The organism is Aliivibrio sp. S2TY2 (assembly GCF_028765525.1).
Taxonomy (GTDB): Bacteria; Pseudomonadota; Gammaproteobacteria; order Enterobacterales; family Vibrionaceae; genus Aliivibrio; species Aliivibrio finisterrensis_A.
In genome coordinates this window covers 1-25,401 of sequence record NZ_JARACS010000021.1, presented here as the reverse complement: position 1 = coordinate 25,401, position 25,401 = coordinate 1, and the positions used below count along the sequence as shown (strand labels likewise).

The 25,401-nt window shown below is 36.4% G+C and carries 34 protein-coding genes; 8 read left to right on the top strand and 26 right to left on the bottom strand.

The features are described from left to right. Positions 1-112 precede the first annotated feature (112 nt). The 9 genes from PVK63_RS19475 to PVK63_RS19440 all read right to left on the bottom strand — a co-directional run bounded on the left by PVK63_RS19475 (position 113) and on the right by PVK63_RS19440 (position 8,720). The gene (locus tag PVK63_RS19475; protein ID WP_130049425.1) at positions 113-1,222 is read right to left on the bottom strand and encodes a PIN domain-containing protein; all 1,110 of its coding nucleotides are present in this window, start codon (positions 1,220-1,222) and stop codon (positions 113-115) included. A gap of 141 nt (positions 1,223-1,363) precedes the next feature. Continuing rightward, on the bottom strand, positions 1,364-1,834 hold the full coding sequence (locus PVK63_RS19470) for a GNAT family N-acetyltransferase (protein WP_065611809.1): 471 nt from the start codon (positions 1,832-1,834) through the stop codon (positions 1,364-1,366). Between the two features lie 828 nt (positions 1,835-2,662). Further along, the gene (locus PVK63_RS20050) at positions 2,663-2,803 is read right to left on the bottom strand and encodes a hypothetical protein (RefSeq protein ID WP_443111743.1); all 141 of its coding nucleotides are present in this window, start codon (positions 2,801-2,803) and stop codon (positions 2,663-2,665) included. A gap of 330 nt (positions 2,804-3,133) precedes the next feature. Beyond that, positions 3,134-3,892 carry a hypothetical protein gene (locus tag PVK63_RS19465; RefSeq protein ID WP_274440907.1) on the bottom strand — a complete coding sequence of 253 codons (759 nt, stop codon included), beginning with the start codon at positions 3,890-3,892 and terminating at the stop codon, positions 3,134-3,136. Between the two features lie 739 nt (positions 3,893-4,631). Beyond that, the gene (locus PVK63_RS19460) at positions 4,632-5,075 is read right to left on the bottom strand and encodes a GNAT family N-acetyltransferase (RefSeq protein ID WP_274440908.1); all 444 of its coding nucleotides are present in this window, start codon (positions 5,073-5,075) and stop codon (positions 4,632-4,634) included. A gap of 161 nt (positions 5,076-5,236) precedes the next feature. Beyond that, entirely contained in the window at positions 5,237-5,773 is a 537-nt protein-coding gene (locus tag PVK63_RS19455; protein ID WP_274440910.1) for a nucleotidyltransferase family protein, read from the bottom strand. Positions 5,774-5,911: 138 nt separating this feature from the next. Beyond that, the gene (locus PVK63_RS19450; RefSeq protein WP_012535664.1) at positions 5,912-6,442 is read right to left on the bottom strand and encodes an isochorismatase family protein; all 531 of its coding nucleotides are present in this window, start codon (positions 6,440-6,442) and stop codon (positions 5,912-5,914) included. Between the two features lie 807 nt (positions 6,443-7,249). Continuing rightward, positions 7,250-7,495 carry a Rho-binding antiterminator gene (locus tag PVK63_RS19445; RefSeq protein WP_026029357.1) on the bottom strand — a complete coding sequence of 82 codons (246 nt, stop codon included), beginning with the start codon at positions 7,493-7,495 and terminating at the stop codon, positions 7,250-7,252. A gap of 769 nt (positions 7,496-8,264) precedes the next feature. After that, on the bottom strand, positions 8,265-8,720 hold the full coding sequence (locus PVK63_RS19440) for a hypothetical protein (RefSeq protein WP_274440915.1): 456 nt from the start codon (positions 8,718-8,720) through the stop codon (positions 8,265-8,267). A gap of 856 nt (positions 8,721-9,576) precedes the next feature. Between PVK63_RS19440 and PVK63_RS19435 the strand changes: the two genes are divergently transcribed. Together PVK63_RS19435 and PVK63_RS19430 are read left to right on the top strand one after the other, a co-directional pair. Then, complete coding sequence (locus PVK63_RS19435) at positions 9,577-9,795, top strand: PAS factor family protein (RefSeq protein WP_135353954.1); 219 nt, start codon at positions 9,577-9,579, stop codon at positions 9,793-9,795. 306 nt (positions 9,796-10,101) lie between these two features. Beyond that, a complete protein-coding gene (locus PVK63_RS19430) occupies positions 10,102-10,392 on the top strand; it encodes a hypothetical protein (protein WP_274440919.1) in 291 nt (96 codons plus the stop codon). Between the two features lie 147 nt (positions 10,393-10,539). Here the strand turns inward: PVK63_RS19430 and PVK63_RS19425 are convergent, their stop codons facing one another. The 5 genes from PVK63_RS19425 to PVK63_RS19405 form a co-directional block, all read right to left on the bottom strand. After that, the gene (locus tag PVK63_RS19425; protein WP_274440921.1) at positions 10,540-10,746 is read right to left on the bottom strand and encodes a hypothetical protein; all 207 of its coding nucleotides are present in this window, start codon (positions 10,744-10,746) and stop codon (positions 10,540-10,542) included. A gap of 15 nt (positions 10,747-10,761) precedes the next feature. Next, positions 10,762-11,001 carry a hypothetical protein gene (locus PVK63_RS19420; protein WP_133415956.1) on the bottom strand — a complete coding sequence of 80 codons (240 nt, stop codon included), beginning with the start codon at positions 10,999-11,001 and terminating at the stop codon, positions 10,762-10,764. A 1,300-nt stretch (positions 11,002-12,301) separates the two neighbouring features. Beyond that, entirely contained in the window at positions 12,302-12,817 is a 516-nt protein-coding gene (locus tag PVK63_RS19415) for a ClbS/DfsB family four-helix bundle protein (RefSeq protein ID WP_199414934.1), read from the bottom strand. Positions 12,818-12,952: 135 nt separating this feature from the next. Further along, a complete protein-coding gene (locus PVK63_RS19410; RefSeq protein ID WP_274449269.1) occupies positions 12,953-13,327 on the bottom strand; it encodes a hypothetical protein in 375 nt (124 codons plus the stop codon). Positions 13,328-13,480: 153 nt separating this feature from the next. Beyond that, positions 13,481-13,945, bottom strand: a complete 465-nt coding sequence (locus PVK63_RS19405; protein WP_274440923.1) for an ASCH domain-containing protein — start codon at positions 13,943-13,945, stop codon at positions 13,481-13,483. 218 nt (positions 13,946-14,163) lie between these two features. On the opposite strand from PVK63_RS19405, the gene PVK63_RS19400 reads away from it, so the two are divergent. After that, the gene (locus PVK63_RS19400) at positions 14,164-14,385 is read left to right on the top strand and encodes a TA system antitoxin ParD family protein (RefSeq protein WP_045103941.1); all 222 of its coding nucleotides are present in this window, start codon (positions 14,164-14,166) and stop codon (positions 14,383-14,385) included. Continuing rightward, the gene (locus PVK63_RS19395; protein ID WP_045103942.1) at positions 14,378-14,668 is read left to right on the top strand and encodes a type II toxin-antitoxin system RelE/ParE family toxin; all 291 of its coding nucleotides are present in this window, start codon (positions 14,378-14,380) and stop codon (positions 14,666-14,668) included. Before PVK63_RS19400 ends, PVK63_RS19395 begins: the two co-directional genes overlap by 8 nt. A 129-nt stretch (positions 14,669-14,797) precedes the next feature. Here PVK63_RS19395 and PVK63_RS19390 read toward each other — a convergent pair whose 3' ends face one another. From PVK63_RS19390 to PVK63_RS19360, 7 genes are all read right to left on the bottom strand, one after another. Beyond that, positions 14,798-15,262, bottom strand: coding sequence for an ASCH domain-containing protein (locus PVK63_RS19390; protein ID WP_274440925.1), 465 nt, complete (start codon positions 15,260-15,262; stop codon positions 14,798-14,800). A 161-nt stretch (positions 15,263-15,423) separates the two neighbouring features. Then, the gene (locus PVK63_RS19385) at positions 15,424-15,891 is read right to left on the bottom strand and encodes an Sbal_3080 family lipoprotein (RefSeq protein WP_105055979.1); all 468 of its coding nucleotides are present in this window, start codon (positions 15,889-15,891) and stop codon (positions 15,424-15,426) included. 202 nt (positions 15,892-16,093) lie between these two features. Continuing rightward, positions 16,094-16,408 carry a type II toxin-antitoxin system RelE/ParE family toxin gene (locus PVK63_RS19380; RefSeq protein ID WP_011263487.1) on the bottom strand — a complete coding sequence of 105 codons (315 nt, stop codon included), beginning with the start codon at positions 16,406-16,408 and terminating at the stop codon, positions 16,094-16,096. Continuing rightward, positions 16,399-16,653, bottom strand: a complete 255-nt coding sequence (locus PVK63_RS19375; RefSeq protein ID WP_012551865.1) for a type II toxin-antitoxin system Phd/YefM family antitoxin — start codon at positions 16,651-16,653, stop codon at positions 16,399-16,401. The genes PVK63_RS19380 and PVK63_RS19375 overlap by 10 nt, the downstream gene beginning before the upstream one ends. Before the next feature lie 204 nt (positions 16,654-16,857). Further along, entirely contained in the window at positions 16,858-17,529 is a 672-nt protein-coding gene (locus PVK63_RS19370) for a DUF4145 domain-containing protein (protein ID WP_130088418.1), read from the bottom strand. Positions 17,530-18,257: 728 nt separating this feature from the next. Then, the gene (locus PVK63_RS19365; RefSeq protein ID WP_130088419.1) at positions 18,258-18,560 is read right to left on the bottom strand and encodes a helix-turn-helix domain-containing protein; all 303 of its coding nucleotides are present in this window, start codon (positions 18,558-18,560) and stop codon (positions 18,258-18,260) included. A gap of 4 nt (positions 18,561-18,564) precedes the next feature. Beyond that, entirely contained in the window at positions 18,565-18,909 is a 345-nt protein-coding gene (locus PVK63_RS19360; protein WP_017020975.1) for a type II toxin-antitoxin system RelE/ParE family toxin, read from the bottom strand. A 273-nt stretch (positions 18,910-19,182) separates the two neighbouring features. Here PVK63_RS19360 and PVK63_RS19355 point away from each other — a divergent pair, with 273 nt between their 5' ends. After that, positions 19,183-19,425, top strand: a complete 243-nt coding sequence (locus PVK63_RS19355) for a type II toxin-antitoxin system ParD family antitoxin (protein WP_017019247.1) — start codon at positions 19,183-19,185, stop codon at positions 19,423-19,425. Beyond that, positions 19,422-19,721 carry a type II toxin-antitoxin system RelE/ParE family toxin gene (locus PVK63_RS19350; RefSeq protein WP_017019248.1) on the top strand — a complete coding sequence of 100 codons (300 nt, stop codon included), beginning with the start codon at positions 19,422-19,424 and terminating at the stop codon, positions 19,719-19,721. The genes PVK63_RS19355 and PVK63_RS19350 overlap by 4 nt, the downstream gene beginning before the upstream one ends. Before the next feature lie 690 nt (positions 19,722-20,411). On the opposite strand, the gene PVK63_RS19345 is transcribed toward PVK63_RS19350, so the two are convergent. The 4 genes from PVK63_RS19345 to PVK63_RS19330 form a co-directional block, all read right to left on the bottom strand. Next, positions 20,412-20,927 carry a DUF6933 domain-containing protein gene (locus tag PVK63_RS19345; protein ID WP_045103820.1) on the bottom strand — a complete coding sequence of 172 codons (516 nt, stop codon included), beginning with the start codon at positions 20,925-20,927 and terminating at the stop codon, positions 20,412-20,414. A 163-nt stretch (positions 20,928-21,090) separates the two neighbouring features. After that, entirely contained in the window at positions 21,091-21,777 is a 687-nt protein-coding gene (locus tag PVK63_RS19340; protein ID WP_130088414.1) for a hypothetical protein, read from the bottom strand. A 134-nt stretch (positions 21,778-21,911) separates the two neighbouring features. Further along, positions 21,912-22,448: a nucleotidyltransferase family protein gene (locus tag PVK63_RS19335; RefSeq protein ID WP_130088413.1), complete on the bottom strand. Its 537-nt coding sequence runs from the start codon at positions 22,446-22,448 to the stop codon at positions 21,912-21,914. Between the two features lie 131 nt (positions 22,449-22,579). After that, complete coding sequence (locus tag PVK63_RS19330) at positions 22,580-23,050, bottom strand: GNAT family N-acetyltransferase (RefSeq protein WP_065611809.1); 471 nt, start codon at positions 23,048-23,050, stop codon at positions 22,580-22,582. A gap of 314 nt (positions 23,051-23,364) precedes the next feature. Here PVK63_RS19330 and PVK63_RS19325 point away from each other — a divergent pair, with 314 nt between their 5' ends. Both PVK63_RS19325 and PVK63_RS19320 read left to right on the top strand, forming a co-directional pair. Further along, a complete protein-coding gene (locus PVK63_RS19325) occupies positions 23,365-23,535 on the top strand; it encodes a hypothetical protein (protein WP_165371255.1) in 171 nt (56 codons plus the stop codon). Positions 23,536-23,594: 59 nt separating this feature from the next. Next, positions 23,595-24,509 (top strand): hypothetical protein, encoded by a 915-nt coding sequence (locus tag PVK63_RS19320; protein WP_130088412.1) that lies wholly within the window; start codon positions 23,595-23,597, stop codon positions 24,507-24,509. A gap of 214 nt (positions 24,510-24,723) precedes the next feature. Here PVK63_RS19320 and PVK63_RS19315 read toward each other — a convergent pair whose 3' ends face one another. Beyond that, positions 24,724-25,374, bottom strand: coding sequence for a hypothetical protein (locus PVK63_RS19315; RefSeq protein WP_130088411.1), 651 nt, complete (start codon positions 25,372-25,374; stop codon positions 24,724-24,726). Positions 25,375-25,401: the final 27 nt, after the last annotated feature.

Genomic DNA, 25,401 nt, shown 5'->3' with positions numbered 1-25,401 from the left:
AACACGTTTGCTACCATGCTGATTAAGCCTAAATTTACCACTTAATACGGTAAACCAAAAGAAACCTAGAACGCCGAATGTAGCAAATCGTGTTGATGCATTTGTTATGTGATTAATAGTAATCGCAGTAATCAAGTTCTAGCTCACCAAAATCTATGACACTTATCTGGTCAACAATCTCAACATCTTCAATCACAAGTTCATTAATATCCCCGTTTAAATCACCTGAAATTGTTATTAATATTTCTGATTGAAATTCATCTTCAGCATTAACAGTTATACTTCCAAGACCTATTAGGTCTCCATCAATAGAATCAGTGGATAATGAAAACTCCCCTTCAGCTTCTACATAGATCTCAGCCCAAGCCTCGATTACTACCCAATTCTCGTCTGTATCGATTACAGTGAAATTATTATCCATTAATTTAAAACTATTAAATTTTCCACTTGAGCCGTCAGCTTCCCAATAAAATTGAGAGTTAGCCTCTTGATCAGGAGTAAATCCATATAACGCTGATTCAAGACCGCTTTCAATATTAGTTAAAAAAGTTGACGCTGTAGAATTACTTAAAGCTATTTTAAGATTATCCAAAAGAGCATAAGGTGCTGTAGCTGTATTGAAATAAGACAGTCCTTTTGAAAAGTCTTCAATATAATCAATATTATCTGAATTATTACAATACCTTTCCCAATCTTTATCTGTTGCTACAGCTAAAACTGTTTTACCTTCTCTTTCTGCCCATTCCTCAACTGCCATTAAAATAATAGCATCAGGAAACTCATTTTTCTTTTTTCCCGTTTCAGAAAATGGAGCTTCATTTGCGAAATATTTCTTCAGTAATTCTCCTACAGAAATATAATCATTACATTCCAAACTTAAAGCACCAGTATTAACAAGAAATGCATTTAATCTTGAGCTAGCAAGCCCCTCAATTTCATCACTACCAACAATTAAATTTTTCGCATCATTTAATACACTTCCATCGAAAAACACATGGTCACTCGCATCGTTAATTGCTTTTTCTAAAGCACTCCGAGATATTTTAATTTTTTTATCTAGATGCGTTAGTATTTCATTTTTGATAACATCAGGAACAATAAACTCAATAGAGCTTGCAGCAAACTGCTTTAATTTTCCTAGCAACCCACTTTCTAATCGCAGCCCATTGCTATCAAATATAGACGTGTCTACTAGTATTGCATCATATTCTTTTTGTTCCATATATCCTCAAACCTCAATAATCACATAACGCCTGCATAACACGTTTGCTACCATGCAGATTAAGCCTAAATTTACCACTTAACGCGGTAAACTCAAAGAAACCTAGAATGCCGAATGTAGCAAATCGTGTTGATGCATTTGTTATGAGAATGTCTCACCCAGTGTGCACGACATAAATTGGCTGTGTGGATCTGGTTTGTAATCGGCAAAGGGATCACAATATTGAAAACCAAATTTTTCATAGAGATTACGAGCTGGTTTGAAGAACTCTTGTGAACCGGTTTCCAAGCTAATTTTCTTATAACCCCTATCCGATGAAACATTTAATACATGATTGAGAAGAAGCGTACCTACACCCAAATTTCGCGCATGATTAGAGGTTCTCATTGATTTCAGTTCCGCATGGTTTGAATCCAATTCCTTAATTGCTGCACAACCTAATAACTGCTCACCTTTCCAGCAGCTAAAGAACGTAATCTCAGGTACTTTTAGAGCGCTAACATCTAATGCGTGCACACTTTCAGGAGGAGACGTTGCATACATATCTTCCAGGTGTTCTTTTAATAACTGAACAACTTCACCGCCATTCAAATCATCTATTTTGATATCCATATTTAAAATTATCCCTTAATTCTCATAACGCTGGCATAACACGTTTATTACTATGCAAACCAACCTGAATTTTGATGCCTTAATCACAAAACCCAAGGCAAACCCAGAACGCCGAATGTAATAAATCGTGTTGATGCGATTGTTGTGCGTGCTTACTTTCGGCTTGGTCAACTTGGTAAAGAACTGCCCTGCCAAGATTTTCTAAGCCTAGATTCTAATTTACCGATGCCAATTAAGCGAACAAAATGTTCTTAAATTGCGAGATAAAGTAAATGGAAAACAGATACAATTTTCACACCATTTGAACGACTTGATTTCAGCAGATTTGGAACTGATAAACCAAATATCCTTGCCACAGCTGGGATTGAAAATACTGCGAGCAAAACACTGATGAAGAATAAAATGAGGCATAATCAAAGAACAATTGAAGCGTAAATTAGCCTCTGAAACGCCTGAACTTAGGGAAATAAGGGTTAATTTGCCGAACCTAATGATACGAAAACCAAAAGAAAACAAAGAAGAAAAGGACGCTTACTAAGCCAAAACTACGAAAGCCGCGATCCTTTTGATGAACCGTGCAAAAAAATTCGGACTCAGTACGCACAACGCTGGCATAACACGTTTATTACCATGCAAACCAACCTGAATTAACAGCCTTAATCACAAAACCTAAGACAAACCCAGAACGCCGAATGTAATAAATCGTGTTGATGCGATTGTTGTGCGTGCTTACTTTCGGCTTGGTCAACTTGGTAAAGAACTGCTTTGCCAAGATTTTCTAAGCCCTGATTCTAATTTACCGATAGCAATTAAGCGAACAAAATGTTCTTAAATTGCGAGATAAAGTAAATGGAAAACAAATACATTTTTCACACCATTTGAACGACTTGGTTTCAGCAGATTTGGAACTGATAAACCAAATATCCTTGCCACAGATGGGATTGAAAATGCTGCGAGCAAAACACTGATGCAGAATAAAATGAGGCATAACCAAAGAATAATTGAAGCGTAAATTAGCTTCTGAAATGCCTGAACTTAGGAAAATAAAGGCTAATTTGCCGAACCTGATAATAACGAAAACCAAAAGGAAACAAAGAAGAAAGGAGTGCTTACTAAGCCGAAACTACGAAAGCCGCGATCCTATTGATGAACCGTGCAAAAAATTTCGGACTCAGTACGCACAACGCCTGCATAACACGTTTGCTACAATACAAACCTAGCTGAATTTTAACGCCTTAATCACTGAAACTAAAGGTAAACTGACAACGCCGAGTGTAGCAAATCGTGTTGATGCATTTGTTAGCTGTTTTCTTTTTCTACAATTTTTTTGAATTTTTGCAAGATATCTTCGACCATTTTTACGTACTTATGTAGCGTTTCTATTAACTCTTCGTCTCGGTCGACTACTTCTTCGTCTAGGCAAAGTTTTAATGATGGATTGAATGTCTGTCCAATCCGCACATTACCAGCAGGAGGTAGACTCATTAAAACCATTCCATCTCGAATTGGACCACAATGTAAGTTTTGAATTGTTAACATTGGTCCTGAAGTGCCACTCATCTGGAAGTTTTTTATCCCCGCATAGTGTGCGACAGGAACAAGTGACTTGTGTTTATCTGTTATATCAAGGTCGTGAAGTGAACGAAGTAATTTATTACCCCCCGTATAAGGTTTTAGCTCTCTCACAATATCAACAACACCCTCACCAGCTTTATCAATACGTCTCTTTTTTATCATTTTCTCAAGACCATCAGAGTCATTCCCAAAAGGGAAGTAGACATTTTTAGCATCTTCTCCTGCATGTTCAACTAACTCCGTAGCTAGGAGGTCTAGAGACGCTCTCAAGTTATGAATTACATCTCCAATGATTGCGGAAAAGATCATTGGGATATCGTGTTTTACACGAAGTGTCCAGAGATGACTTGCATTGCCTTCCTCACTTTCAACAACAACTTTAAATGGCTTTAACTTTATATAATCTACCATTTGATTTTCTAGTTCACGAATATGGCTTTTTGCTCTGACTATTTTTAACTCGGTACCGACAAATGTTGTCATTTAATTACTCCATTCTTATTATTCGAGGTTGATTTGAAAACAGCTAACGCTGGCATAACACGTTTATTACCATGCAAACCAACCTGAATTTAACTGCCTTAATCACGAAACTAAAGGCAAACCCAGAACGCCGAATGTAATAAATCGTGTTGATGCGATTGTTGTGCGTGCTTACTTTCGGCTTGGCCTACTTGGTAAAGAACTGCCCTGCCAAGATTTTCTATGCCCTGATTCTAATTTACCGGTAGTAATTAAGCGAACAAAATGTTCTTAAATTGCGAGATAAAGTGAATGGAAAACAGATACATTTTTTACGCCATTTGAACGACTTGGTTTCAGCAAGTTTGGAACTGATAAACCAAATATCCTTGCCACAATTGGGATTGGAAATGCTGCGAGGAAAACACTGATGCAAACTCAAATGAGGCATAACCAAAGAACAATTGAAGCGTGAATTAGCTTCTGAAACGCCTGAACTTAGGGAAATAAGAGCTAATTTGCCGAACCTAATGAAATGAAAACCAAAAGGCAACAAAGAAGAAATTTACGTTTACTAAGCCGAAACTACGAAAGCCGCGATCCTTTTGATGAACCGTGCAAAAAATTTCGGACTCAGTACGCACAACGCCTGCATAACACGTTTACTACCAAGCAATTATACTTAATATTGACGCCTTAAAACGAGAAACACTCGGCAAACTGAGATTGCCGAGTGTAGTAAATCGTGTTGATGCATTTGTTATAAGCACATTCTCACACGGTTCATATGAACAAATTGAGCATCTTCGGATGTTACTTGGAAACCAAATTTACGATATAAACCGCCTACCCGATTGCCTTGCAAATAACACAATTTCACTGGTTTATTTTCGCTATCAGCAAACTCTAAACATTGACTTAAAACCTGACTTCCTATTCCTTTCCCGTGAAAATTTGGCAGTAAAAAGAAACGGCAAAAATAGAAATGGTCGCCTTTATTTTGAAGCAAATAGCTACCTATTGCTTCACCTGACATTTCAATGATGGTTGGCTTTTCTTCATCCCATTCATCTTGATGCATTTCACGTTGGATTTTATCATCCCAACCAAACACAGCCTTAATTGGCTCAAATTCAGCCGCCTTTTTAAGTTCAAATAAGAACTCAAAATCACTATCTTTCGCTGAACGCGTAGAAAATTTCAAACCTTTACCTCTGGCTCAAATAACCTTAATAAATCGGTGCTTATAACGCCTGCATAACACGTTTGCTACGATACAGACTTAGCTGAATTTTACTGACTTAATCACTGAAACTGAAGGCAAACTGACAACGCCGAGTGTAGCAAATCGTGTTGATGCATTTGTTATAACGCAGTTCTCAATTTAGACCAATGACTCAGCCAACCTTTCGACGTTACACGGTCACTGAAGACTTCTAAAGAACGCTTCGGGTTATGTGTAACCTGCAAATTAAACAACGATTCAAAGCCAAATGCAGAAATACATTCATACTTACCATTGTCTAATTTTCGTATTGCTACCGCTGTTTCTTTTTCTGGCCAATAACTCATTGCATCAATGATACTCAAATACGGTTTATCGCCATTTCTTTTATGCATGATTGCTTGATTACGCACTTCCCAGTTTAATTCTGGCATCAATGCAGAAAGTTGGGATTCGATTAGTTTATAGTTTTCAGGGGAAGATTCAGTTTCATCAAAATAAATTACGTCAACGTCATTCAAAGGCGTTGATACTGATTTCTGATGCAAATGGTCCCACACCAAATTTCGGACGAAACCAGCGGCCAAATAACAATGAGGTAAATTGAGCTGTCGAACACAATCAAGAGCCTTAACCCTCAATTCATCTTTCTCAATTAATGTGATGATTCTATCCATATCCACCCTGCGTTATAACGCCTGCATAACACGTTTGCTACCATGCAAACCAAGCTCAAATTTACCACTTAACACGGTAAACTAAAAGAAACCTAGAATGCCGAATGTAGCAAATCGTGTTGATGCATTTGTTAGCCCTTAAATCAAAGCGTCAGTTGGAGTTGCCGTAATTTTAACACCAAAACTTGAGATGTTTGGCAATGTACAATTATGATGCATTCGTATTTCATTCCCTGAGGCATGAGGTTTATCATGTGTTGTGTGGGCATCAGATACTAGTTCAATAGAATAACCCAACCCCGCAGCTCTACGGACTGTTGTATCAATACAAAATTCTGAAGCGTAACCACAGATTATTAAGTGTTCGATTTGATGAGCATTTAATACAACTTTAAGCTCTGTGTTTAGAAATGAATCTGGTGTTGTTTTACGAACTTTAATATCTGTAACTTCAAGCTCTAATCCAGATTGAAGTTGCCAACCATCACATTCAAATTCAAGAATGGAATTAAGCTGTTCATGCTGAATGAAAATCACAGGAAGGCTATTGTTACGTGCCCAATGAGTGACTTTATTAATTTTTTTGACAACAATATCAGATTCAAAAGGTTTAGGTTCTGGATCGAATAAAGCACTTTGAACATCAATAACTAATACTGCTGATTTCATAGAATTCCTCCTGAGGGCTAACGCCGCAATAACACGTGCGAACACCTTACTTTCCAAACCAATTATACTTCAAACCACAAACGCCGAGTGTAATTAGCATCGTGTTGATTGCTTTGTTACACGATCTTTGTCAACGCTTCGCCTTAATTGGTAAAGAACTGATTTACCAATAATATTTAGAAACCAATTCTAAATTACAAAAGCTAATTTAGCGAACAAAAGAACCGTTCAACTACAAAAACTGCGAAACGAAGCAATCCTTTTTCTAGCACCATTTGTACGATTTGGTTTCAGCCAGTTTGGAGCTGATAAATCAAATATCCTCGCCACAATTGGGATTGAAAATACTGAGAGCAAAGCACTGATGCAGAATAAAATGAGGCAAAACCATGAACAATTGAAGCGTGAATTAGCCGCTGAAACCCATGAACTTTTGGCAATAATGGTCAATTGCCGAACCTGATAAAACGAATATTAAAAGGCAACAAAGAAAAAGGAAATCCACCCTACTTTCACGTCTAAAAAACTAACGGCTCAATCGCTGAACTGAGCCAAAAAACTGCAATCTTAGAGTTCGTGTAACGCCTGCATAACACGTTTGCTACCATGCAGATTAAGCCTAAATTTACCACTTAATACGGTAAAACCAAAGAAACCTAGAATGCCGAATGTAGTAAATCGTGTTGATGCATTTGTTATGTGTGTTCTTATAAGCCAAATTTTTCCCTCTCAAAGGGAGCGCTGTAATACTAAAATGTAGATTACCCAAATAAACCGACTCACAGAAATATTATGAATATCTAGAGATTATTTAAAGATAACCTCAGAAAAATGTGGATTATCAATTAAAACTTCCAGTTTAGAGATACCATCTAATTCAACTAGAATTTCAGTTTCATTAGCATTGAGTTTGATACATTCATTCTTACTTTCATTACGTGATGTATCAAGAGCAACGCCTTTGATAGACTCACCCACTTTCATCGTTAACCTAACTGGATATCGGTATAAGCAGACGATTTCAATATAATCATATTCATTGCAACTTATCATAAGATTTACCTCTGAAAATGGATTACTTACTTTAAGCCTGAATACTGGTTATTGCAATAATCTCAAAAAAACACATAACGCCGCAATAACACGTGCGAACGACTTACTTTCCAAACCAATTATACTCCAAACCGCGAATGCCGAATGTAAATAGCATCGTGTTGATTGCTTTGTTATACGAGCCTTGCTTTCGCTCCAATTAACTTGGTAAAGAACTGATTTACCAAGATTTGCTGTAAAACGATTTTAATTAGGCGGGCTCAATTAAGCGAGCAAAATATCCAATCAGCGACAATAACTGTGAAACGAAACAATCCCTTTTTCTTACACCATTTGAACGATTTGGTTTCAGCCTGTTTGGAACTGATAAATCAAATATCCTAACCACAATTGGGATTGAAAATGCTGAGAGCAAAACACTGATGCAGACTAAAATGAGGCATAACCAAAGAACAATTGAAGCGTAAATGAGCCGCTGAAACGCCTGAATTTGGGGCAATAATACTTCAATGCCGAACCTGATAAAACGAACACCAAAAGGCAACAAAGAAAAAGATAAACCACCCTACTTTCACACCTAAAAAACTAATGGTTCAATCGCTGGACTGAACCAAAAAACTGCATTCTCAGAGTTCGTATAACGCCTGCATAACACGTTTGCTACTATGCAGACTTAGCTGAATTTTAACGCCTTACTCACTGAAACTAAAGGCAAACTGACAACGCCGAGTGTAGCAAATCGTGTTGATGCATTTGTTATGTGCAGTTCTCAGATCGTAAAAAAACCAAAGATCAACATGCCAACAATGAACAGTGGAATTAATTTATTCCAGTCTACCGACTTACTTTCTTGGAACACTTTCGTATTCTTATAGCGTTGTTCTTTCGGTGCATCACTAGCCGAAATACTTCTAGGGTCACTTGGTAAATCTCGGCCAAGAGCATAAATTTCAATTCGACCTACCTTCTTTCCTTCTTGGCTCCCCCCTGCACTGTACATTCCCTGAATAGCAAACAAGCCTATTTTATTATCTAGCACAATTGCAGAGTCTCTTTTCGATCTCCTTAAAGTCGACAATACAACAGCAATCGCTTCCGTTTTTGTCAGAAATAAACGATCATCTCGATAAAGGTTACCTGATTGCCTATAAACTCGAACTAAATACTCATCAGCTGAGTCATACAGATTACAAATTTGGGGTAATTTTTCTAAAGGCTCAAACACTACTTATTCCATTTTTTCACAAAGAGCTTAATTAGGCACATAACGCCTGCATAACACGTTTGCTACCATACAGACTTAACTGAATTTTAACGCCTTAATCACTGAAACTAAAGGCAAACTGACAACGCCGAGTGTAGCAAATCGTGTTGATGCATTTGTTACACGATCTTTGTCAACGCTTCACTTTAATTGGTAAAGAACTGATTTACCAAGATTTACTGTAAATTGAGTTTAATTAGACTGGCTCAATTTAGCGAGCAAAATATCCAATCAACGGCAATAACTGTGAAACGAAACAATCCTTTTTCTTACACCATTTGAACGATTTGGTTTCCGCAAGTTTGGAACTGATAAACCAAATATCATTGCCACAATTGGGATTGAAAATGCTACGAGCAAAGCACGGATGCAGAATAAAATGAGGCAACACCAAAGAACCATTGAAGCGTAAAAATGCCTCTGAAACGCATGAACTTAGACCGAAAATAGTTAATTGCCGAACCTGATGAAATGAAAACTAAAAGGCAACAAAGAAGAAGGAAAACCGCCCAACTTTCACATCTAAAAATCGAACGGTTCTATCGCTGAACTGAGCCAAAAAAACTGCTATCTTTAGTTCGTGTAACGCCTGCATAACACGTTTGCTACGATACAGACCTAGCTGAATTTTACTGCCTTAATCACTGAAATTAAAGGCAAACTGACAACGCCGAGTGTAGCAAATCGTGTTGATGCATTTGTTATGTGCATTATTTACTCTAACACCAGACATTTATTAGTACGACTCTTTGATTGGTGGCCCTGATATCCTCAAATATCCATACTATAATTAAAAGGACTACGTGGAGATAATGCTATGGATACTAACTCACTTATTTATAATACTTTAACTAACTTAACAAATGCTGAGCCTGACCAATACGCTCAGATTAGACAGGAATTATATGACCAACTAGATTTAACCTTTGATAAAAAGTTTGCTTTATATTCAAGCGTGCTTGGTCCATTTGGAGCGGGAAGATTAGAAAGTTTAGATAGTGCAGTCACGAAAGCTTGCAAGATACTAAACGAATAAGTTACTACATATTACTATTTTTTTATTTCTAGCATTTAAGTTCAATATTTAAATGCTAGAATTCTCATCTGCCTGCACATAACGCCGCAATAACACGTTTATTACTACGACGACTTAGTTGAATTTTACCGCCTTAAACACCGAAACCAAAGACAAACCTACAACGCCGAATGTAATAAATCGTGTTGATTGCTTTGTTATGCGGCACAAATAAAATTAATTGTGTGGAACCAAGATACTACCCACAGTTACATTAACCAAAAACGGTTACGATACTTAAAACTTGCACAAAACTAAGAGAACAGAATGGATGCTATTGCTCATTTAATTATCATTTTAGGGAATCCATTTGTATATAAAATTGGACACTTAATTATTTCAATTTTAAGTATTGGAAAATTGTCCATTCAACCACTACCAACTAAATTTTCCGCTAATTTCGTGCAAGCGTTTGACGAAGATAAGGCCGTAGAAAGTCAAAATAAACAAAACTACTTAATATCATATGGAATTGCACTTTCCATTGGTTACGCTGTAACTATAGCTATCTTTGGAACCCTATTATTTTATAATATTAATAGTTTTATTGAAGCTTAAACATTGAACTAAATCACCCGCATAACGCCTGCATAACACGTTTGCTACCATGCAGACCTAGCTGAATTTTACTGCCTTAATCACTGAAACTAAAGGCAAACTGACAACGCCGAATGTAGCAAATCGTGTTGATGCATTTGTTATGTTTTACTCAACCCAAATCGATATTTTCAAATCTGGAAATCCATCTTTACCGCTTAAATAAATAAAATCTCTTTTTGTAACGGTATAAGTATAACCTGCAACATTTGTCCTTTCCCCAACTTCAGGAACAGGAATTGAGCCACAAAAAACCATTGTATCTTCATGCACTCTACATTTCGTATAGTCAAGAAACTCTAATTCAACTCTCATTTTTCATCCTAAATATTAAGCTTCTGCTTCAAACTCAGCAATAAGCTGCTGAACTTTCTCAGAGTAACTCTCGTTATTAACTAAAAACTCCTCAACAGTAAAAGTAGAAGAATCATCAGTCCAATTGAAATAATCTACAGAACTAGAAGTTCCAACTCTAACTTGATATGTGCCATTATCGTCATTACGATCAAGGAAAATATACTCTTCATTATCTCGCCCACGAACTTTATGGAAAATTACTTTTGAACTCATTTTTGTTACCTTTTATTATTACAACCGAAAACATAACGCCGCAATAACACGTGCGAAAGACCGACTTACAATACCAATTACACTCCAAACCACGAATGCCGAGTGTAATAGCATCGTGTTGATTGCTTTGTTACACGATCTTTGTCAACGCTTCGCTTTAATTGATAAAGAATTGATTTACCAAGATTTACTGTAAACTGAGTTTAATTAGACTAGCTCAATTAAGCGAGCAAAATATCACTTCAACGGCAAAAACTGCGAGATGAAACAATCCCTTTTTCTTACACCATTTGTACGATTTAGTTTCAGCCAGTTTTGAGCTGATAAACCAAATATACTCGCCATAATTGGGATTGAAAATGCTACGAGCAAAACACTTATGCAAACTGAAATGAGGCAAAACCATGAACAATTGAAGCGTGAATTGATTTCTGAAACCCATGAACTTTTGACAATAATGTTTAATTGCCGAACCTGATAAAATGAAAGCTAAAAAGCAACAAAGAAAAAGGAAATTCACCCTACTTTCTCACCTAAAAAACTAACGGCTCAATCGCTGAACTGAGCCAAAAAACTGCGATCTTAGAGTTCGTGTAACGCTGGCATAACACGTTTATTACTATGCTAACCAACCTGAATTAACCGCCCTAATCACAAAACCCAAGACAAACCCAGAACGCCGAGTGTAATAAATCGTGTTGATGCGATTGTTGTGCGTGCTTACTTTCGGCTTGGCTAGCTTGGTAAAGAACTGCCCCGCAAAAATTGTCTAAGCCCTGATTCTAATTCACCGATGGTAATTAAGCGAACAAAATGAACATAAAACTAGAAATAATGTGAAGAAAAACAAATACATTTACAACGCCATTTGAACGGCTTGGTTTCAGCTAGTTTGGAACTAAAAAACCAAATATCCTAACCACAATTGGGATTGAAAATGCGGCGAGGAAAACACGGATTCAGGCTAAAATGAGGCAACACAAAGAACCATTGAAGCGTAAAAATGCCTCTGAAACGCATGAATTTAGGCCGACAATACTTAATTGCCGAACCTGATAAAACGAACACTAAAAGGCAACAAAGAAGAGGAGTTGCGATAACTAAATAGCGTTTACAAAAGTCTCGTTTCCATTGAGGAACCGTGCAAAAAATTTCGGACTCAGTACGCACAACGCCTGCATAACACGTTTGCTACCATACAGGTCTAGCTGAATTTTAACGCCTTAATCACTGAAACTAAAGGCAAACTGACAACGCCGAGTGTAGCAAATCGTGTTGATGCATTTGTTATGTGAATTGCCTAATTGATCCCATGAGCCTTTTTAAAGCGTCTTACTTTTGTTCTCATATTTTTCATTGGTGACGATGTATTAAATTGGATCATTCGTCCTAACGTCCATTGCTCATACCACAGGATTTCATATAAAACATAATTATCAAGGCTATTAATTAGATCTAAAATTTCTTTAGTTGTCGATTTAAACTCAAGCTGTAAATCAACGAAATCCCAGTCTTTATAATGAGCTTGGAAGCTTTGAGCTAATTCACCTAGTTGATTCCATTTATAACCGGTCTCAGGGAAATCTACAGACTTTCCATCTGATTTTAGCTGATACCATTTAAGAACCAGCTTACCCCAACCTATTAAATATGAAAGAGTATCGCAAACACTAACTTTTGTATTTTTTACGTTTCCTTCAATTTCCAAATAACGAGATAACTCCGATGGAATAGATTGATAATCAACTAATAATTTAGATGAAATAGAGCTAATCGCATCAACTAACTCATCTTTATTTTTTGGGACTGAGGACATTTTAGACTCCATTCACATAACGCCTGCATAACACGTTTGCTACGATACAGGCTTAGCTGAATTTTACTGCCTTAATCACTGAAACTAAAGGCAAACCGACAACGCCGAATGTAGCAAATCGTGTTGATGCATTTGTTATATTTTCTTATTTACTACTTTTGTATGGTATTCATTTATTTGAAAGTTAACTTCTCGTAGTTTTTCGTCAAGCTCTGCGTACTTAGTCCGTACTGCTTCCATTTCGCTTAATGAATGATTCAATGTTTCAGCCAATTTCTGCTGGTGTTCCATTAATTGTAGATAATGAACTCTAAAAGCAAGAAGAGCATTTAATCGACCAATATCATTTGCCTTTACAGCTTGCCTCACTGACCATCTTGAATATAAAGCTGATAAAGCCGCAGCAATAAGAGCTAAAATTGAAACAACTAAAGATATATCCATATAACTCTCATAAAATATTACAATCATACTAAATAGGCTTTCACCAATTGAAAGGCTTTGATTCATAGAGCTCATAATTTGACTTGAAAATATAACGCCTGCATAACACGTTTGCTACGACACAGACTTAGCTGAATTTTACTGCCTTAATCACTGAAACTAAAGGCAAACTGGCAACGCCGAGTGTAGCAAATCGTGTTGATGCATTTGTTATATTGCCTATTGATAAACGACATGAAATCGTTCCAATACAAGAACCATGTCCTCACGAGGCTGAATATTTAACTCTGTACATTCAGCAGCAAAGAAACGCCAATGGGCTTCACGCCACCATTTTAATGAACGGTCGCCCTCGCCTTCTGCATGAGCAAACTCAGCCGTAACTTCGTTATATTTACACGTTTCAACTGAATCAACTTCAATGATACAAATTGGGTTCCCATTCCAATCAACGACCACTTGTAAGTGACCAACGGTTGGCATTGGTTCTTCACCAGACTCATACCAAACGTTTAAACTACAAGTTGCTGTCTTTTGACCAATTCGGATTAATTCCGCACATAAATTGGCATTATGCTCATCAGCACAGAAATAGTCTGAACTGAATGATTGATATTTTTTACGCTCAGTTTCAGAAAGTGAACTAAGATACTGATTCAAGTAGATTTGAGACTGTTCTTCCATGAAATCCTCTTAACTATTTTCGCAATATAACGCCTGCATAACACGTTTACTACTATACAGATCAAGCTGAATTTTACCGCCATAAACACCGAAATTAAAGACAAACCTACAATGCCGAATGTAGTAAATCGTGTTGATGCGATTGTTATGGCGCAACTTGCGACAACCGTAGCAATATACTACAATAATGGAAATTAACTTTAAATAGGATACTTACAATGGCTACAGCAAGCATCAGATTAGACCAAGACCTTGTGCAAAAAGCTACTATTATGGCTAAAGCATTCAGTCGCACCGCACCAAAACAAATTGAACACTGGGCTAAAATTGGTGAAATGATGGAAGATAACCCTGAACTATCATATGAGTTTGTAAAACAAGCAATTATTGCCAAAGCTGAAAAAGAAGCAGGAAAATTGGAGAGCTATAGTTTTGGCTAATATAACTCAAATTTTACAGACACCTACATTTAAGAAAGCAGTAAAAAAGTTACATAAAAATCAAAAGACGGATCTTGATAATGCAATTAAAGAATTAATGAAAGAGCCATTATTAGGAGAGCAAAAGAAAGGTGACTTGTCATTTTTACGTGTCCATAAATTCAAAATGGTTAAGCAATTAACACTGCTTGGTTACAGTTACGAAGATGGCACGGTCACCCTTGAGCTAATGGCATTAGGATCTCATGAAAATTTTTACCGTGATGTTAAAAATATCTTCTGAGCCATAACGCCTGCATAACACGTTTGCTACCATGCAGATTAAGCCCAAATTTACCACTTAATACGGTAAACTCAAAGAAACCTAGAATGCCGAATGTAGCAAATCGTGTTGATGCATTTGTTATATTGCCTATTGATAAACGACATGAAATCGTTCCAATACAAGAACCATGTCCTCATTAGGCTCAATATTTAACTCTGAACATTCAGCGGAAAAGAAACGCCAATGAGCTTCACGCCACCATTTTAATGAACGGTCGCCCTCGCCTTCTGCATGAGCAAAATCAGCCGTAACTTCGTTATATTTACACGTTTCAACTGAATCAATTTCAATGATACAAATTGGTTTTCCATTCCAATCAACGACCACTTGTAAGTGACCAACAGTTGGCATTGGTTCTTCACCAGATTCATACCAAACGTTTAAACTACAAGTTGCTGTCTTTTGACCAATTCGGATTAATTCCGCACATAAATTGGCATTATGCTCATCAGCACAGAAATAATCTGAACTGAATGATTGATATTTTTTACGCTCAGTTTCAGAAAGTGAACTAAGATATTGATTCAAGTAGATTTGAGACTGTTCTTCCATGAAATCCTCTTAACTATTTTCGCAATATAACGCCTGCATAACACGTTTACTACTATGCAATTATACTTAAAATTGACGCCTTAAAACGAGAAACACTCGACAACCTGAGACGCCGAGTGTAGTAAATCGTGTTGATGCATTTGTTATGTTTGTTCTAATTGTTATATAGAACCATCAGATATTTTATCCTGAGCAGCATCAATCGTTTCTTGATTAAACAAAATAGACATCATTGATTCAATTCGTTTGCTATCATCACCAAACTTATTGGTATTTAAGCCATTTGGAGCTTTAAATTCTACCTCACCAACCTTTCGGTTATTCTTGTAAGCTTTAATTTTTGCATCAGCTATAAACGTCCTAAAATCCCAACTCCAACGTGAGGAATAAATTAAAGTTAAGTCCTCAGCTTTTGGGGTTGTATCATCTGCAGCAACTTCACATTGATGACCGGTATCAAGGCACCATTCTTTCATCGTTTGTAGAAAAACATCACGTGTTTCATTGTCTTTAACGATAGTTATTTCATTAGATTGGTTCTCTGAACTTATCGGTTCAGCTGAAAATTTAGGAGATGAGCAACCAGCCAGTAACACTGGGAACAATAAAATTAGAAGTTTGTTATTCATTATCGTACTTATTTGAGTAAATAAAGAACAATTATATATAAAGGACGAAGAACCGTAAATAACAAAGAAAAACATAACGCCTGCATAACACGTTTGCTACCATGCAGATTAAGCCCAAATTTACCACTTAATACGGTAAACTCAAAGAAACCTAGAATGCCGAATGTAGCAAATCGTGTTGATGCATTTGTTAAATGAACTCTTACTGCAAACCACGGTCATTGAGAACAAATTGGCGCAACTCGCGCTCTTCCCTCATGACATAAAGAATATATACGATATCATCGTTGGTTACTTTGTAAAAAATACGGCATGGCGGCAATACAATTTCACGATAATCTAAATGAGGAAGCTCAGGAACACTACGGCCTGATAATGGAAAATCCTCTAAACGCTCAACACGATGGAAAACTGATTGAACTAACGCCTTAGCCGCTAAGATATTATTAATAGCGATATATTCTGCAATTTCGTCCAAATCTAATAATGCTGATTCAGTCCAATTAATTACAGCCATTTATTCATCTTCTCTTTTGCGACTTCATGAGAAACTACACGATTATCTGAAATTGCTTTTTCACCGCGAGCAATACCTTCAAGAATAGCAATTCGTTTTTGCATAAACTCGTAATCATCAACATCTAACAAATAAGCCGACGGTTGACCGTGCTCTGTAATTAACACTGGTTCTTTTGAAGCATGAAGCTCAGAAAGAATCTTGGTTGCTTGACGTTTTAATGTAGTGACTAATTCAACTTTCATATTCAGTTTCCATTATCGAAAGAACAAAGTATCACTATTGTATCACTTAATTATCCATTGAGACAGTTCATTTAACGCCTGCATAACACGTTTGCTACCATGCAGATTAAGCTAAAATTTACCACTTAACACGGTAAACTCAAAGAAATCTAGAATGCCGAATGTAGCAAATCGTGTTGATGCATTTGTTATAAGCAAAACTAACTACAACTTACCCGCTATTTTAATTAATTCCGCTTTATTGTGTAATTCAAACTTAGCTTCATATACATGAGTTAAAAGAGCTTCAATCAAATCAATAGCTAAACTAAGTACCTGCCTCTTTGGACTAACAAGTCTATGAGCAGCATCATCACCTATGAATTTTAAATTTTTCAGTCCTTCAGTAATGCTTTCCGGGATACCGCTCATAGTATGTAATTTATCTATTTTCACCTCGAACTTCCAAGCAATCTGATCTGTGATGCCTTCGTGTATACAAATACCTTCAAGCAATGCTCTAATAGACATAGCAGTGGCCACACCTAATCCTAATTGAAAACACTGAATGATTTCGTTATATACAGAATTAAGCTTGGTATCAATGTGTCGAAAATGCTTAGGTAAACGACTAATATTTTTTCTTGAAGGCGAGTAGCTTACATCGTAAATTGTATCACCTTCAAAATTTTGCATTCCCATACCGGTATGCTTTTCTTCTAATAATCCAGTATCGCACCCTAAACATACCCAAAAGCTATACTTCCATTCATCGAAATCAGTTATATAAGTATTACCGTCATGCTCCTCTTCTTCATAAGAATTACGGTCATGTGATGAGATCAACTTATGATTTGTCTGCAACCTACACGTATTACAATGAATTTTCTTTATCACAAAACTTTCCTTTTGCTTATAACGCCTGCATAACACGTTTGCTACGATACAGACTTAACTGAATTTTAACGCCTTAATCACTAAAACTAAAGGCAAACTGACAACGCCGAGTGTAGCAAATCGTGTTGATGCATTTGTTACACGATCTTTGTCAACGCTTCACTTTAATTGGTAAGGAATTGATTTACCAAGATTTACTGTAAACTGAGTTTAATTAGACTGGCTCAATTAAGCGAGCAAAATATCATTTCAACGGCAATAACTGCGAAACGAAACAATCCCTTTTTCTTACACCATTTGTACGAGTTGGTTTCAACCAATTTTGAGCTGATAAACCAAATACCCTAGCCACAATTGGGATTGAAAATGCTGCGAGCAAAACACTGATGCTGACCAAAATGAGGCAAAACCATGAACAATTGAAGCGTTAATTGGTTTCTGAAATCCATGAACTTTTGGCAATAATGGTCAATTGCCGAACCTGATGAAACGAATATTAAAAGGAAACAAAGAAGAAGGAAAACCACCTACTTTCACACCTAAAAAACTAACGGCTCAATCGCTGAACTGAGCAAAAAAAACTGCAATCTTAAAGTTCGTGTAACGCCTGCATAACACGTTTACTACCAAGCAATTATACTCAATATTGACGCATTAAAACGAGAAACACCCGACAAGCTGAGATGCCGAGTGTAGTAAATCGTGTTGATGCATTTGTTATAAGTACATCACACCGCAAAACCAAAGTGACTACCATCTGACATTTCAACATCAAGACGTAACTTGCCACCCGTAGCTTCAATATATTTTTTTAGTGATGACAATTTAATATCTTGCCCTATTTTTTCCATACCAGAAATAGTCGGTTGTTTTACACCCATAGCTAGAGCTAATTCATTCTGAGTTAAAGCAGCTCTTTCACGTAATTCTGCTAAATGAATGTTTAATAACATTTCTGTTGCCAACTCTTGAGCTTGAGCAACAACTTCTGGCTTTTCATTCGCCATTATTTCTTGAAGTGTACGAGCCATATTATTACCCTCTATTATTCAAATGAGCTTGAAATTCTTGATCTGCTATTGGGATCATCTGTTTGTAAAAACGTTTTTCATTACCGCCTTTGTTACCAGCACATAATAAAATACCTTTACGCTCAGGATCGAAAGCAAAAAATGCTCTCAATGGATCACCGTTACTTTGAACACGAAGCTCTTTCATATTTGTAAACTTCGAGCCATAAACAGTATCAGCGTAAGGCCTAGAAAGGTGCGGACCTTTATTTTGAAGTAACAACATACCTGCGATCACATTTGCACGTTCTGAATCGTTTAGTGAATCAAACCATTCATCAAATGTATCCGTAGTAATAACTTCCCACATAATAATTCCCTACAACCTTAATATAGGCTACATATTATATAGGTTCAAACCTATGATCAAGTATTGATGCAAATTTGTACTTATAACGCCGCAATAACACGTTTGCTACCATGCAGACTTAGCTGAATTTTAACGCCTTAAACACCAAAACCCAAGACAAACCTAGAATGCCGAATGTAGCAAATCGTGTTGATTGCTTTGTTATGCGCGACTTGACTAATTTGAATTTTATACCATAATCACCATATTATTTGGTATTTTAAGGTTAAGGCAATGGCTAAAAACACAAGTATTACTTTAGGTGATCATTTTGAAGGCTTTATTAGCTCACAAATTCAATCTGGAAGATACGGCTCAACCAGTGAGGTTATTCGATCTGCATTACGTTTACTTGAAACACAAGAAACAAAATTGCATACATTACGTAACTCTCTTATTGAAGGAGAAGAAAGCGGGGTCGCTGATTACGATCTAGATTCATTTATTAATGAACTTGATAGCGAAAATTCAAAATGAAGCCATTCACATTAACGATTTCAGCAAAAAATGATCTTAAGGACGTAGCTATATTTACGGCTCGTCGTTGGGGAAAAGAGCAACGAAATATTTACCTTAAACAGTTTGATGATTCTTTTTGGTTGTTAGCGGAAAATCCAGATATAGGTAAAGGCTGTGATGAAATTAGGAATGGTTATCGAAAATTTCCCCAAGGTAGCCACGTAATATTTTACAAACAAACAGGTAGCCAACAAATACAGATAATTAGAATCCTGCACAAAAGCATGGACATCTCCCCTATTTTTGGCGCATAACGCCTGCATAACACGTTTGCTACCATGCAGATTAAGCTCAAATTTACCACTTAATACGGTAAACTCAAAGAAACCTAGAATGCCGAATGTAGAAAATCGTGTTGATGCGATTGTTGTGCGTGCTTACTTTCGGCTCGGTTAACTTGGTAAAGAACTGCCCTGCCAAGATTTTCTAGGCCCTAATTCTAATTTACCGATAGTAATTAAGCGAACAAAATGTTCTTAAATTGCGAGATAAAGTGAATGGAAAACAGATACATTTCTTACACCATTTGAACGGTTTGGTTTCAGCATGTTTGGAACTGATAAACCAAATATCCTAACAACAATTGGGATTGAGAATGCCAAGAGGAAAACACTGATGCAGACTAAAATGAGGCATAACCAAAGAACAATTGAAGCGTAAAAATGCCTCTGAAACGCCTGAACTTAGGGAAATAAGGGCTAATTTGCCGAACCTGATGAAACGGAAATCAAAAGGCAACAAAGAAGAAATTTACGCTTACTAAGCCGAAACTACGAAAGCCGCGATCCTTTTGATGAACCGTGCAAAAAATTTCGGACTCAGTACGCACAACGCCTGCATAACACGTTTGCTACTACGCAGATTAAGCTCAAATTTACCACTTAATACGGTAAACTCAAAGAAACCTAGAATGCCGAGTGTAGCAAATCGTGTTGATGCGATTGTTATGTTGTTTCTCCAAGCGCCTGTTTAAGCTCATTAATTGCATAAGTTAATTTAAGATTCGTCTGAGGAACTCTGTTAAGTTTCATTCCGAGATCAACAACGTCAATTTCAGACAAACCACCTTCGGAGTCAATCCATGTGCTATACAAATATATTAGGTCAGTCATAGAGCCAACCTTACTTCTATTATCAGTTTTAGTGTATTGAATTATCGTCTGGTTATCAGAAAATGCAGCAATCGTCTGAGGACTAATACCTTCCGCTTTCAACTGCAAACATAGTCCTTCAAGAAAATGCTTTCTTAACGTTTTGATGTGCTCTTTTCGGACACCAATAATGATAAATGAGAATAAAGTTTTCTCTTCCATAAAGACTAAAACTTTACGGCGATTTTGAGTAAAAGAGTTAACAAACCAATTACCTAAAACAAACCTTTCAGATTCAATTTCATTTAGGTCACTTGGTTTCAGGCCAATGAAATCTTGAACTTTTTTGGTACATTTAAACTGAAACATAGCTCACCTCAAGGTGCTGAAAAAACTTATTTTACACCAACAACATAACGCCTGCATAACACGTTTGCTACGATACAGACTTAGCTGAATTTTACTGCCTTAATCACTGAAACTAAAGACAAACTGACAACGCCGAGTGTAGCAAATCGTGTTGATGCATTTGTTATGAAAAATATGTCAGCAAGTTACTTATTATAGGAGTTCCAACAGTAACAATTCCTGAGGTTAAATTTAACCATTTACCAAGACTAGAGTTAGATATTAACTCAATAAGCGTATTTTCATTTTTATCTTTATTTTCCCTTATTAACTTAGCAGCCTCTAATAACATTTCTTGTGGCGTATCACTCGGTAAGCCTATTTCTTTTAGGTCTTCTGAAGGCACATAAAAATCAAAACCAATTTTTATTTTTTCAAAGTCACAATTATCAACGTCAATCAACATTTTCTCAGGAGCTCTAGCAACTGTAACTACATCTTTAAACGTACTATTTTTCATATTTAGTGGCATTATTATTTCCTTATTTTTGTTAGGTGTCACATTAATTCCAGTGACACACTGAGTCACCGAAACCGAATCTAAATCTACTTTTGATGACGTATCCATATCTATAGCAGTTCCAAAACCTTTAATAGCACAACGATTCATCGATATAGTGCTATTACGAGAGACAATAGCCGTAGATTTATTTACTTGATTAAGTATATTTTGTACAACATTCACTATAGGCACTTCTTTCTGATACATTGTATCAATGTCAAAAAAACAACCTTTAGGCGGAACTTTCTTTAAAGTTTCATAAAGTATAAGGTAAGTCCTTACTGCATAACAAAGAAGTGTTATCTTCATTATTCCTCCTTTTTCATAACGCCTGCATAACACGTTTGCTACGATACAGACCTAGCTGAATTTTAACGCCTTAATCACTGAAACTAAAGACAAACTGACAACGCCGAATGTAGCAAATCGTGTTGATGCATTTGTTATAACGCAGTTCTCAATTTAGACCAATGACTTAGCCAACCTTTCGACGTTACACGGTCACTGAAGATTTCTAAAGAACGCTTCGGGTTGTGTGTAACCTGAAAATTAAACAACGATTCAAAGCCAAAAGCAGAAATGCATTCATATTTACCATTACCTAATTTTCGTATGGCTACCGCTGTTTCTTTTTCTGGCCAATAACTCATTGCGTCGATAATACTTAAATACGGTTTATCACCATTTCGTTTGTGCATGATTGCTTGATTACGCACTTCCCAATTCAATTCTGGCATCAATGCAGAAAGCTGAGATTCGATTAGTTTGTAGTTTTCAGGATTAGATTCAGTTTCATCGAAATAAATAACGTCAACGTCATTCAAAGGCGTTGATACTGATTTCTGATGTAAATAATCCCACACCAAATTTCGGACGAAACCAGCGGCTAAATAGCAATGAGGTAAATTGAGTTGCCGAACACAATCAAGAGCCTTAACCCTCAACTCATCTTTCTCAATTAATGTGATGATTCTATCCATATCCACCCTGCGTTATAACGCCTGCATAACACGTTTGCTACGATACAGATTAAGTCTAAATTTACCACTTAATACGGTAAACCAGAAGAAATCTAGAATGCCGAATGTAGCAAATCGTGTTGATGCATTTGTTATGAGAATGTCTCACCCAGTGTGCACGACATAAATTGGCTGTGTGGATCAGGTTTGTAATCGGCAAAGGGATCACAATATTGAAAACCAAATTTTTCATAGAGATTACGAGCTGGTTTGAAGAACTCTTGTGAACCGGTTTCCAAGCTAATTTTCTTATAACCCCTATCCGATGAAACATTTAATACATGATTGAGAAGAAGCGTACCTACACCCAAATTTCGCGCATGATTAGAGGTTCTCATTGATTTCAGTTCCGCATGGTTTGAATCCAATTCCTTAATTGCTGCACAACCTAATAACTGCTCACCTTTCCAGCAGCTAAAGAACGTAATCTCAGGTACTTTTAGAGCGCTAACATCTAATGCGTGCACACTTTCAGGAGGAGACGTTGCATACATATCTTCCAGGTGTTCTTTTAATAACTGAACAACTTCACCGCCATTCAAATCATCTATTTTGATATCCATATTTAAAATTATCCCTTAATTCTCATAACGCCTGCATAACACGTTTGCTACGATACAGACCTAGCTGAATTTTAACGCCTTAATCACTGAAACTAAAGACAAACTGACAACGCCGAGTGTAGCAAATCGTGTTGATGCACTTGTTATGCCTTTACATGGTACTTATTTTATTGAAAAAGTACTGACTTCATCTATAATTCATTCAATAGCTATTTACTTGTTAACTCTTTAAATATCGATTGCAATCTGGTTTGTTTTTCTTATACAATACTTACTCGTTATGTAAATTTTGAAATTAGCAGCTAAGGTCTATTATGCCGTATAATGATTACTCGGAACTAAAATTAGAAAAATCCCAACGGCAAAAGCGTTATGCTCAGCATGTTGCTTTGTCTAACAGTTCTGCTGCTAACAACTCTCGCGGTTCTTCGTTTGGTTCAGTTCGTCGTTCAAACAACGTATTACTACGCCCTTCGTTCTTATAAGCCTTTAAATTTACAATAATTATTGCGATAATAACACCTCATAATATTGGAGGTGTTACTTGTCAACATTATATCTTAAACCTTTAGACCAACTAATATCATTAAATGCTGAAATTTATCCTATCTTAGATAAATTTATCTCACCTATTCATGTTGTCGGTGGACAAGCTGTCGCCTATTGGCTAAATTACTATTCTGACGTTTTAGCACAAGACACAAGTACTTCCCTCGCTGCTCATAGTGTCGATATTGATTATGTATCTATTCGTTCTGACATTCAGACAATGGCTGATTGTTGGAATGCTGGCGTTTCATTTGCAGATAATCACCCACCACCATCATTAGCATTAATACAACTGGAAGACCAAAATAAAAAAATCAAAAAAACGTCTGACGGTTTTTTATTTTTAGACGTGGATGAATTAGATTACCAAGGAAAAGAAAAAAGTAATATTGTTGATATAATCGATTGGCCTTCAGGTTTTGATAAAGAGTGCTTTACTTCAGAAAAGAAGTTAAAACTATATACCACAGCCTTCGAATTTCCTGAAGCTTTTGGTTTGGAACCAAATCAAAAATTACGTATTTTATCTCCTTTAGGTTGCTTAAAAAGCAGGATTTCTAATATATTTCATACATCTAAACCCAATGAAATTGAAATAGCTAGAATTAAGTTATTACAAGAACCTCTAGCGTATTATTTTCAAGACCTAATAGCTGATTATGGATTTAAAGAATTCAAGGTACATTTGAACTCTTTACGAGATCTAATTATGAGTGATGATGGAATAAAGCTTTATACTCATCATGGCATTGATCTAAGAGCGTTATTTAAATTCATTACATCGATTATCCCTGACGCGCCAGATGCTTTTTTTAAGTATGAAATGCCAGATATATTAAAGAAGATGGATGATAAATACACTCGCCGAAAAAAAGCACGGCAGGAATATTTAGCTAATAAATGTTCATAATAATATGGAAGCGCTAGCCGCTTCTATATTATCAATATCTAGGCATAACGCCTGCATAACACGTTTACTACTATGCGATTATACTTAATATTGACGCCTTAAAACGAGAAACACTCGGCAAACTGAGATTGCCGAGTGTAGTAAATCGTGTTGATGCATTTGTTATATGCTTATTCATCAGGTTGAGATAGCACCAATTCATCATACTCATAGATTAATTAGTATTCCTATTTCTATTCAACCTCTCAAATAATGCTGCCTTTTCTTCTGAACAAAATTCCGCATCTGGTTGTGGATCATCTGAATCTATAGGACGTCTCGCAATTTTAGCTGTAGTAGGAAACCATGATGTAAAACCAGTATTTGGAATAACAGTCATCACATAGCCCTCCCTTGAAAGGGTTAATGTAGCAAACTCCTTTCTATGTCCACCAATAATATCCCAAGCAACCACTTTTGCTATGTTACCAGAAACTTCACCAGTCAATAAAATAAAATCAAAAACTGGGATGTCTTGACAAATTTTTTTCGTAGCTATCGTACCGTCTATGTTTCCATTCGTAGACCGAAGTGTGATTTGTAGATCAACATCAGATAAATTCAAATCCGCCATATCAACCGTACCTTCTGGAAATGCAGACCAGTGTCCAGTCCACTCCTTATCTTCCTTAACCCAGGAATGAAATTGATCGCTAGTTTTCTTTATTTCTTTTGGTAAAACTCTAGCGTTTTGTAACATTGTTGGCCCCTGTATTAATAAAGTAGATACTACGGCGCTTATACCAACGACTACAACCCACAATTTTTTATACCACGGTGTTTTTTTATTCATTTCTTGAGGGGGATCATTTTGGATACTATTCATATTTACCTAACAGCATATTTTTGCATA

Excerpts from the sequence above, each read along its gene's own strand:
- PVK63_RS19435 (WP_135353954.1), top strand. The coding sequence starts at position 9,577 with ATGGATACTAACTCACTTATTTATAATACTTTAACTAACTTAACAAAT.
- PVK63_RS19420 (WP_133415956.1), bottom strand. The coding sequence starts at position 11,001 with ATGAGTTCAAAAGTAATTTTCCATAAAGTTCGTGGGCGAGATAATGAA.
- PVK63_RS19355 (WP_017019247.1), top strand. The coding sequence starts at position 19,183 with ATGGCTAAAAACACAAGTATTACTTTAGGTGATCATTTTGAAGGCTTT.
- PVK63_RS19360 (WP_017020975.1), bottom strand. The coding sequence starts at position 18,909 with ATGTGGGAAGTTATTACTACGGATACATTTGATGAATGGTTTGATTCA.
- PVK63_RS19450 (WP_012535664.1), bottom strand. The coding sequence starts at position 6,442 with ATGAAATCAGCAGTATTAGTTATTGATGTTCAAAGTGCTTTATTCGAT.
- PVK63_RS19330 (WP_065611809.1), bottom strand. The coding sequence starts at position 23,050 with ATGGATATCAAAATAGATGATTTGAATGGCGGTGAAGTTGTTCAGTTA.
- PVK63_RS19405 (WP_274440923.1), bottom strand. The coding sequence starts at position 13,945 with ATGGAAGAACAGTCTCAAATCTACTTGAATCAGTATCTTAGTTCACTT.
- PVK63_RS19430 (WP_274440919.1), top strand. The coding sequence starts at position 10,102 with ATGGATGCTATTGCTCATTTAATTATCATTTTAGGGAATCCATTTGTA.
- PVK63_RS19365 (WP_130088419.1), bottom strand. The coding sequence starts at position 18,560 with ATGGCTCGTACACTTCAAGAAATAATGGCGAATGAAAAGCCAGAAGTT.
- PVK63_RS19410 (WP_274449269.1), bottom strand. The coding sequence starts at position 13,327 with ATGAATCAAAGCCTTTCAATTGGTGAAAGCCTATTTAGTATGATTGTA.
- PVK63_RS19385 (WP_105055979.1), bottom strand. The coding sequence starts at position 15,891 with ATGAATAACAAACTTCTAATTTTATTGTTCCCAGTGTTACTGGCTGGT.
- PVK63_RS19455 (WP_274440910.1), bottom strand. The coding sequence starts at position 5,773 with ATGGATAGAATCATCACATTAATTGAGAAAGATGAATTGAGGGTTAAG.
- PVK63_RS19470 (WP_065611809.1), bottom strand. The coding sequence starts at position 1,834 with ATGGATATCAAAATAGATGATTTGAATGGCGGTGAAGTTGTTCAGTTA.
- PVK63_RS19475 (WP_130049425.1), bottom strand. The coding sequence starts at position 1,222 with ATGGAACAAAAAGAATATGATGCAATACTAGTAGACACGTCTATATTT.
- PVK63_RS19345 (WP_045103820.1), bottom strand. The coding sequence starts at position 20,927 with ATGTTTCAGTTTAAATGTACCAAAAAAGTTCAAGATTTCATTGGCCTG.
- PVK63_RS19350 (WP_017019248.1), top strand. The coding sequence starts at position 19,422 with ATGAAGCCATTCACATTAACGATTTCAGCAAAAAATGATCTTAAGGAC.
- PVK63_RS19465 (WP_274440907.1), bottom strand. The coding sequence starts at position 3,892 with ATGACAACATTTGTCGGTACCGAGTTAAAAATAGTCAGAGCAAAAAGC.
- PVK63_RS19380 (WP_011263487.1), bottom strand. The coding sequence starts at position 16,408 with ATGGCTGTAATTAATTGGACTGAATCAGCATTATTAGATTTGGACGAA.
- PVK63_RS19400 (WP_045103941.1), top strand. The coding sequence starts at position 14,164 with ATGGCTACAGCAAGCATCAGATTAGACCAAGACCTTGTGCAAAAAGCT.
- PVK63_RS19335 (WP_130088413.1), bottom strand. The coding sequence starts at position 22,448 with ATGGATAGAATCATCACATTAATTGAGAAAGATGAGTTGAGGGTTAAG.
- PVK63_RS19375 (WP_012551865.1), bottom strand. The coding sequence starts at position 16,653 with ATGAAAGTTGAATTAGTCACTACATTAAAACGTCAAGCAACCAAGATT.
- PVK63_RS19445 (WP_026029357.1), bottom strand. The coding sequence starts at position 7,495 with ATGATAAGTTGCAATGAATATGATTATATTGAAATCGTCTGCTTATAC.
- PVK63_RS19415 (WP_199414934.1), bottom strand. The coding sequence starts at position 12,817 with ATGTCCTCAGTCCCAAAAAATAAAGATGAGTTAGTTGATGCGATTAGC.
- PVK63_RS19340 (WP_130088414.1), bottom strand. The coding sequence starts at position 21,777 with ATGAAGATAACACTTCTTTGTTATGCAGTAAGGACTTACCTTATACTT.
- PVK63_RS19315 (WP_130088411.1), bottom strand. The coding sequence starts at position 25,374 with ATGAATAGTATCCAAAATGATCCCCCTCAAGAAATGAATAAAAAAACA.
- PVK63_RS19390 (WP_274440925.1), bottom strand. The coding sequence starts at position 15,262 with ATGGAAGAACAGTCTCAAATCTACTTGAATCAATATCTTAGTTCACTT.
- PVK63_RS19325 (WP_165371255.1), top strand. The coding sequence starts at position 23,365 with ATGCCGTATAATGATTACTCGGAACTAAAATTAGAAAAATCCCAACGG.
- PVK63_RS19425 (WP_274440921.1), bottom strand. The coding sequence starts at position 10,746 with ATGAGAGTTGAATTAGAGTTTCTTGACTATACGAAATGTAGAGTGCAT.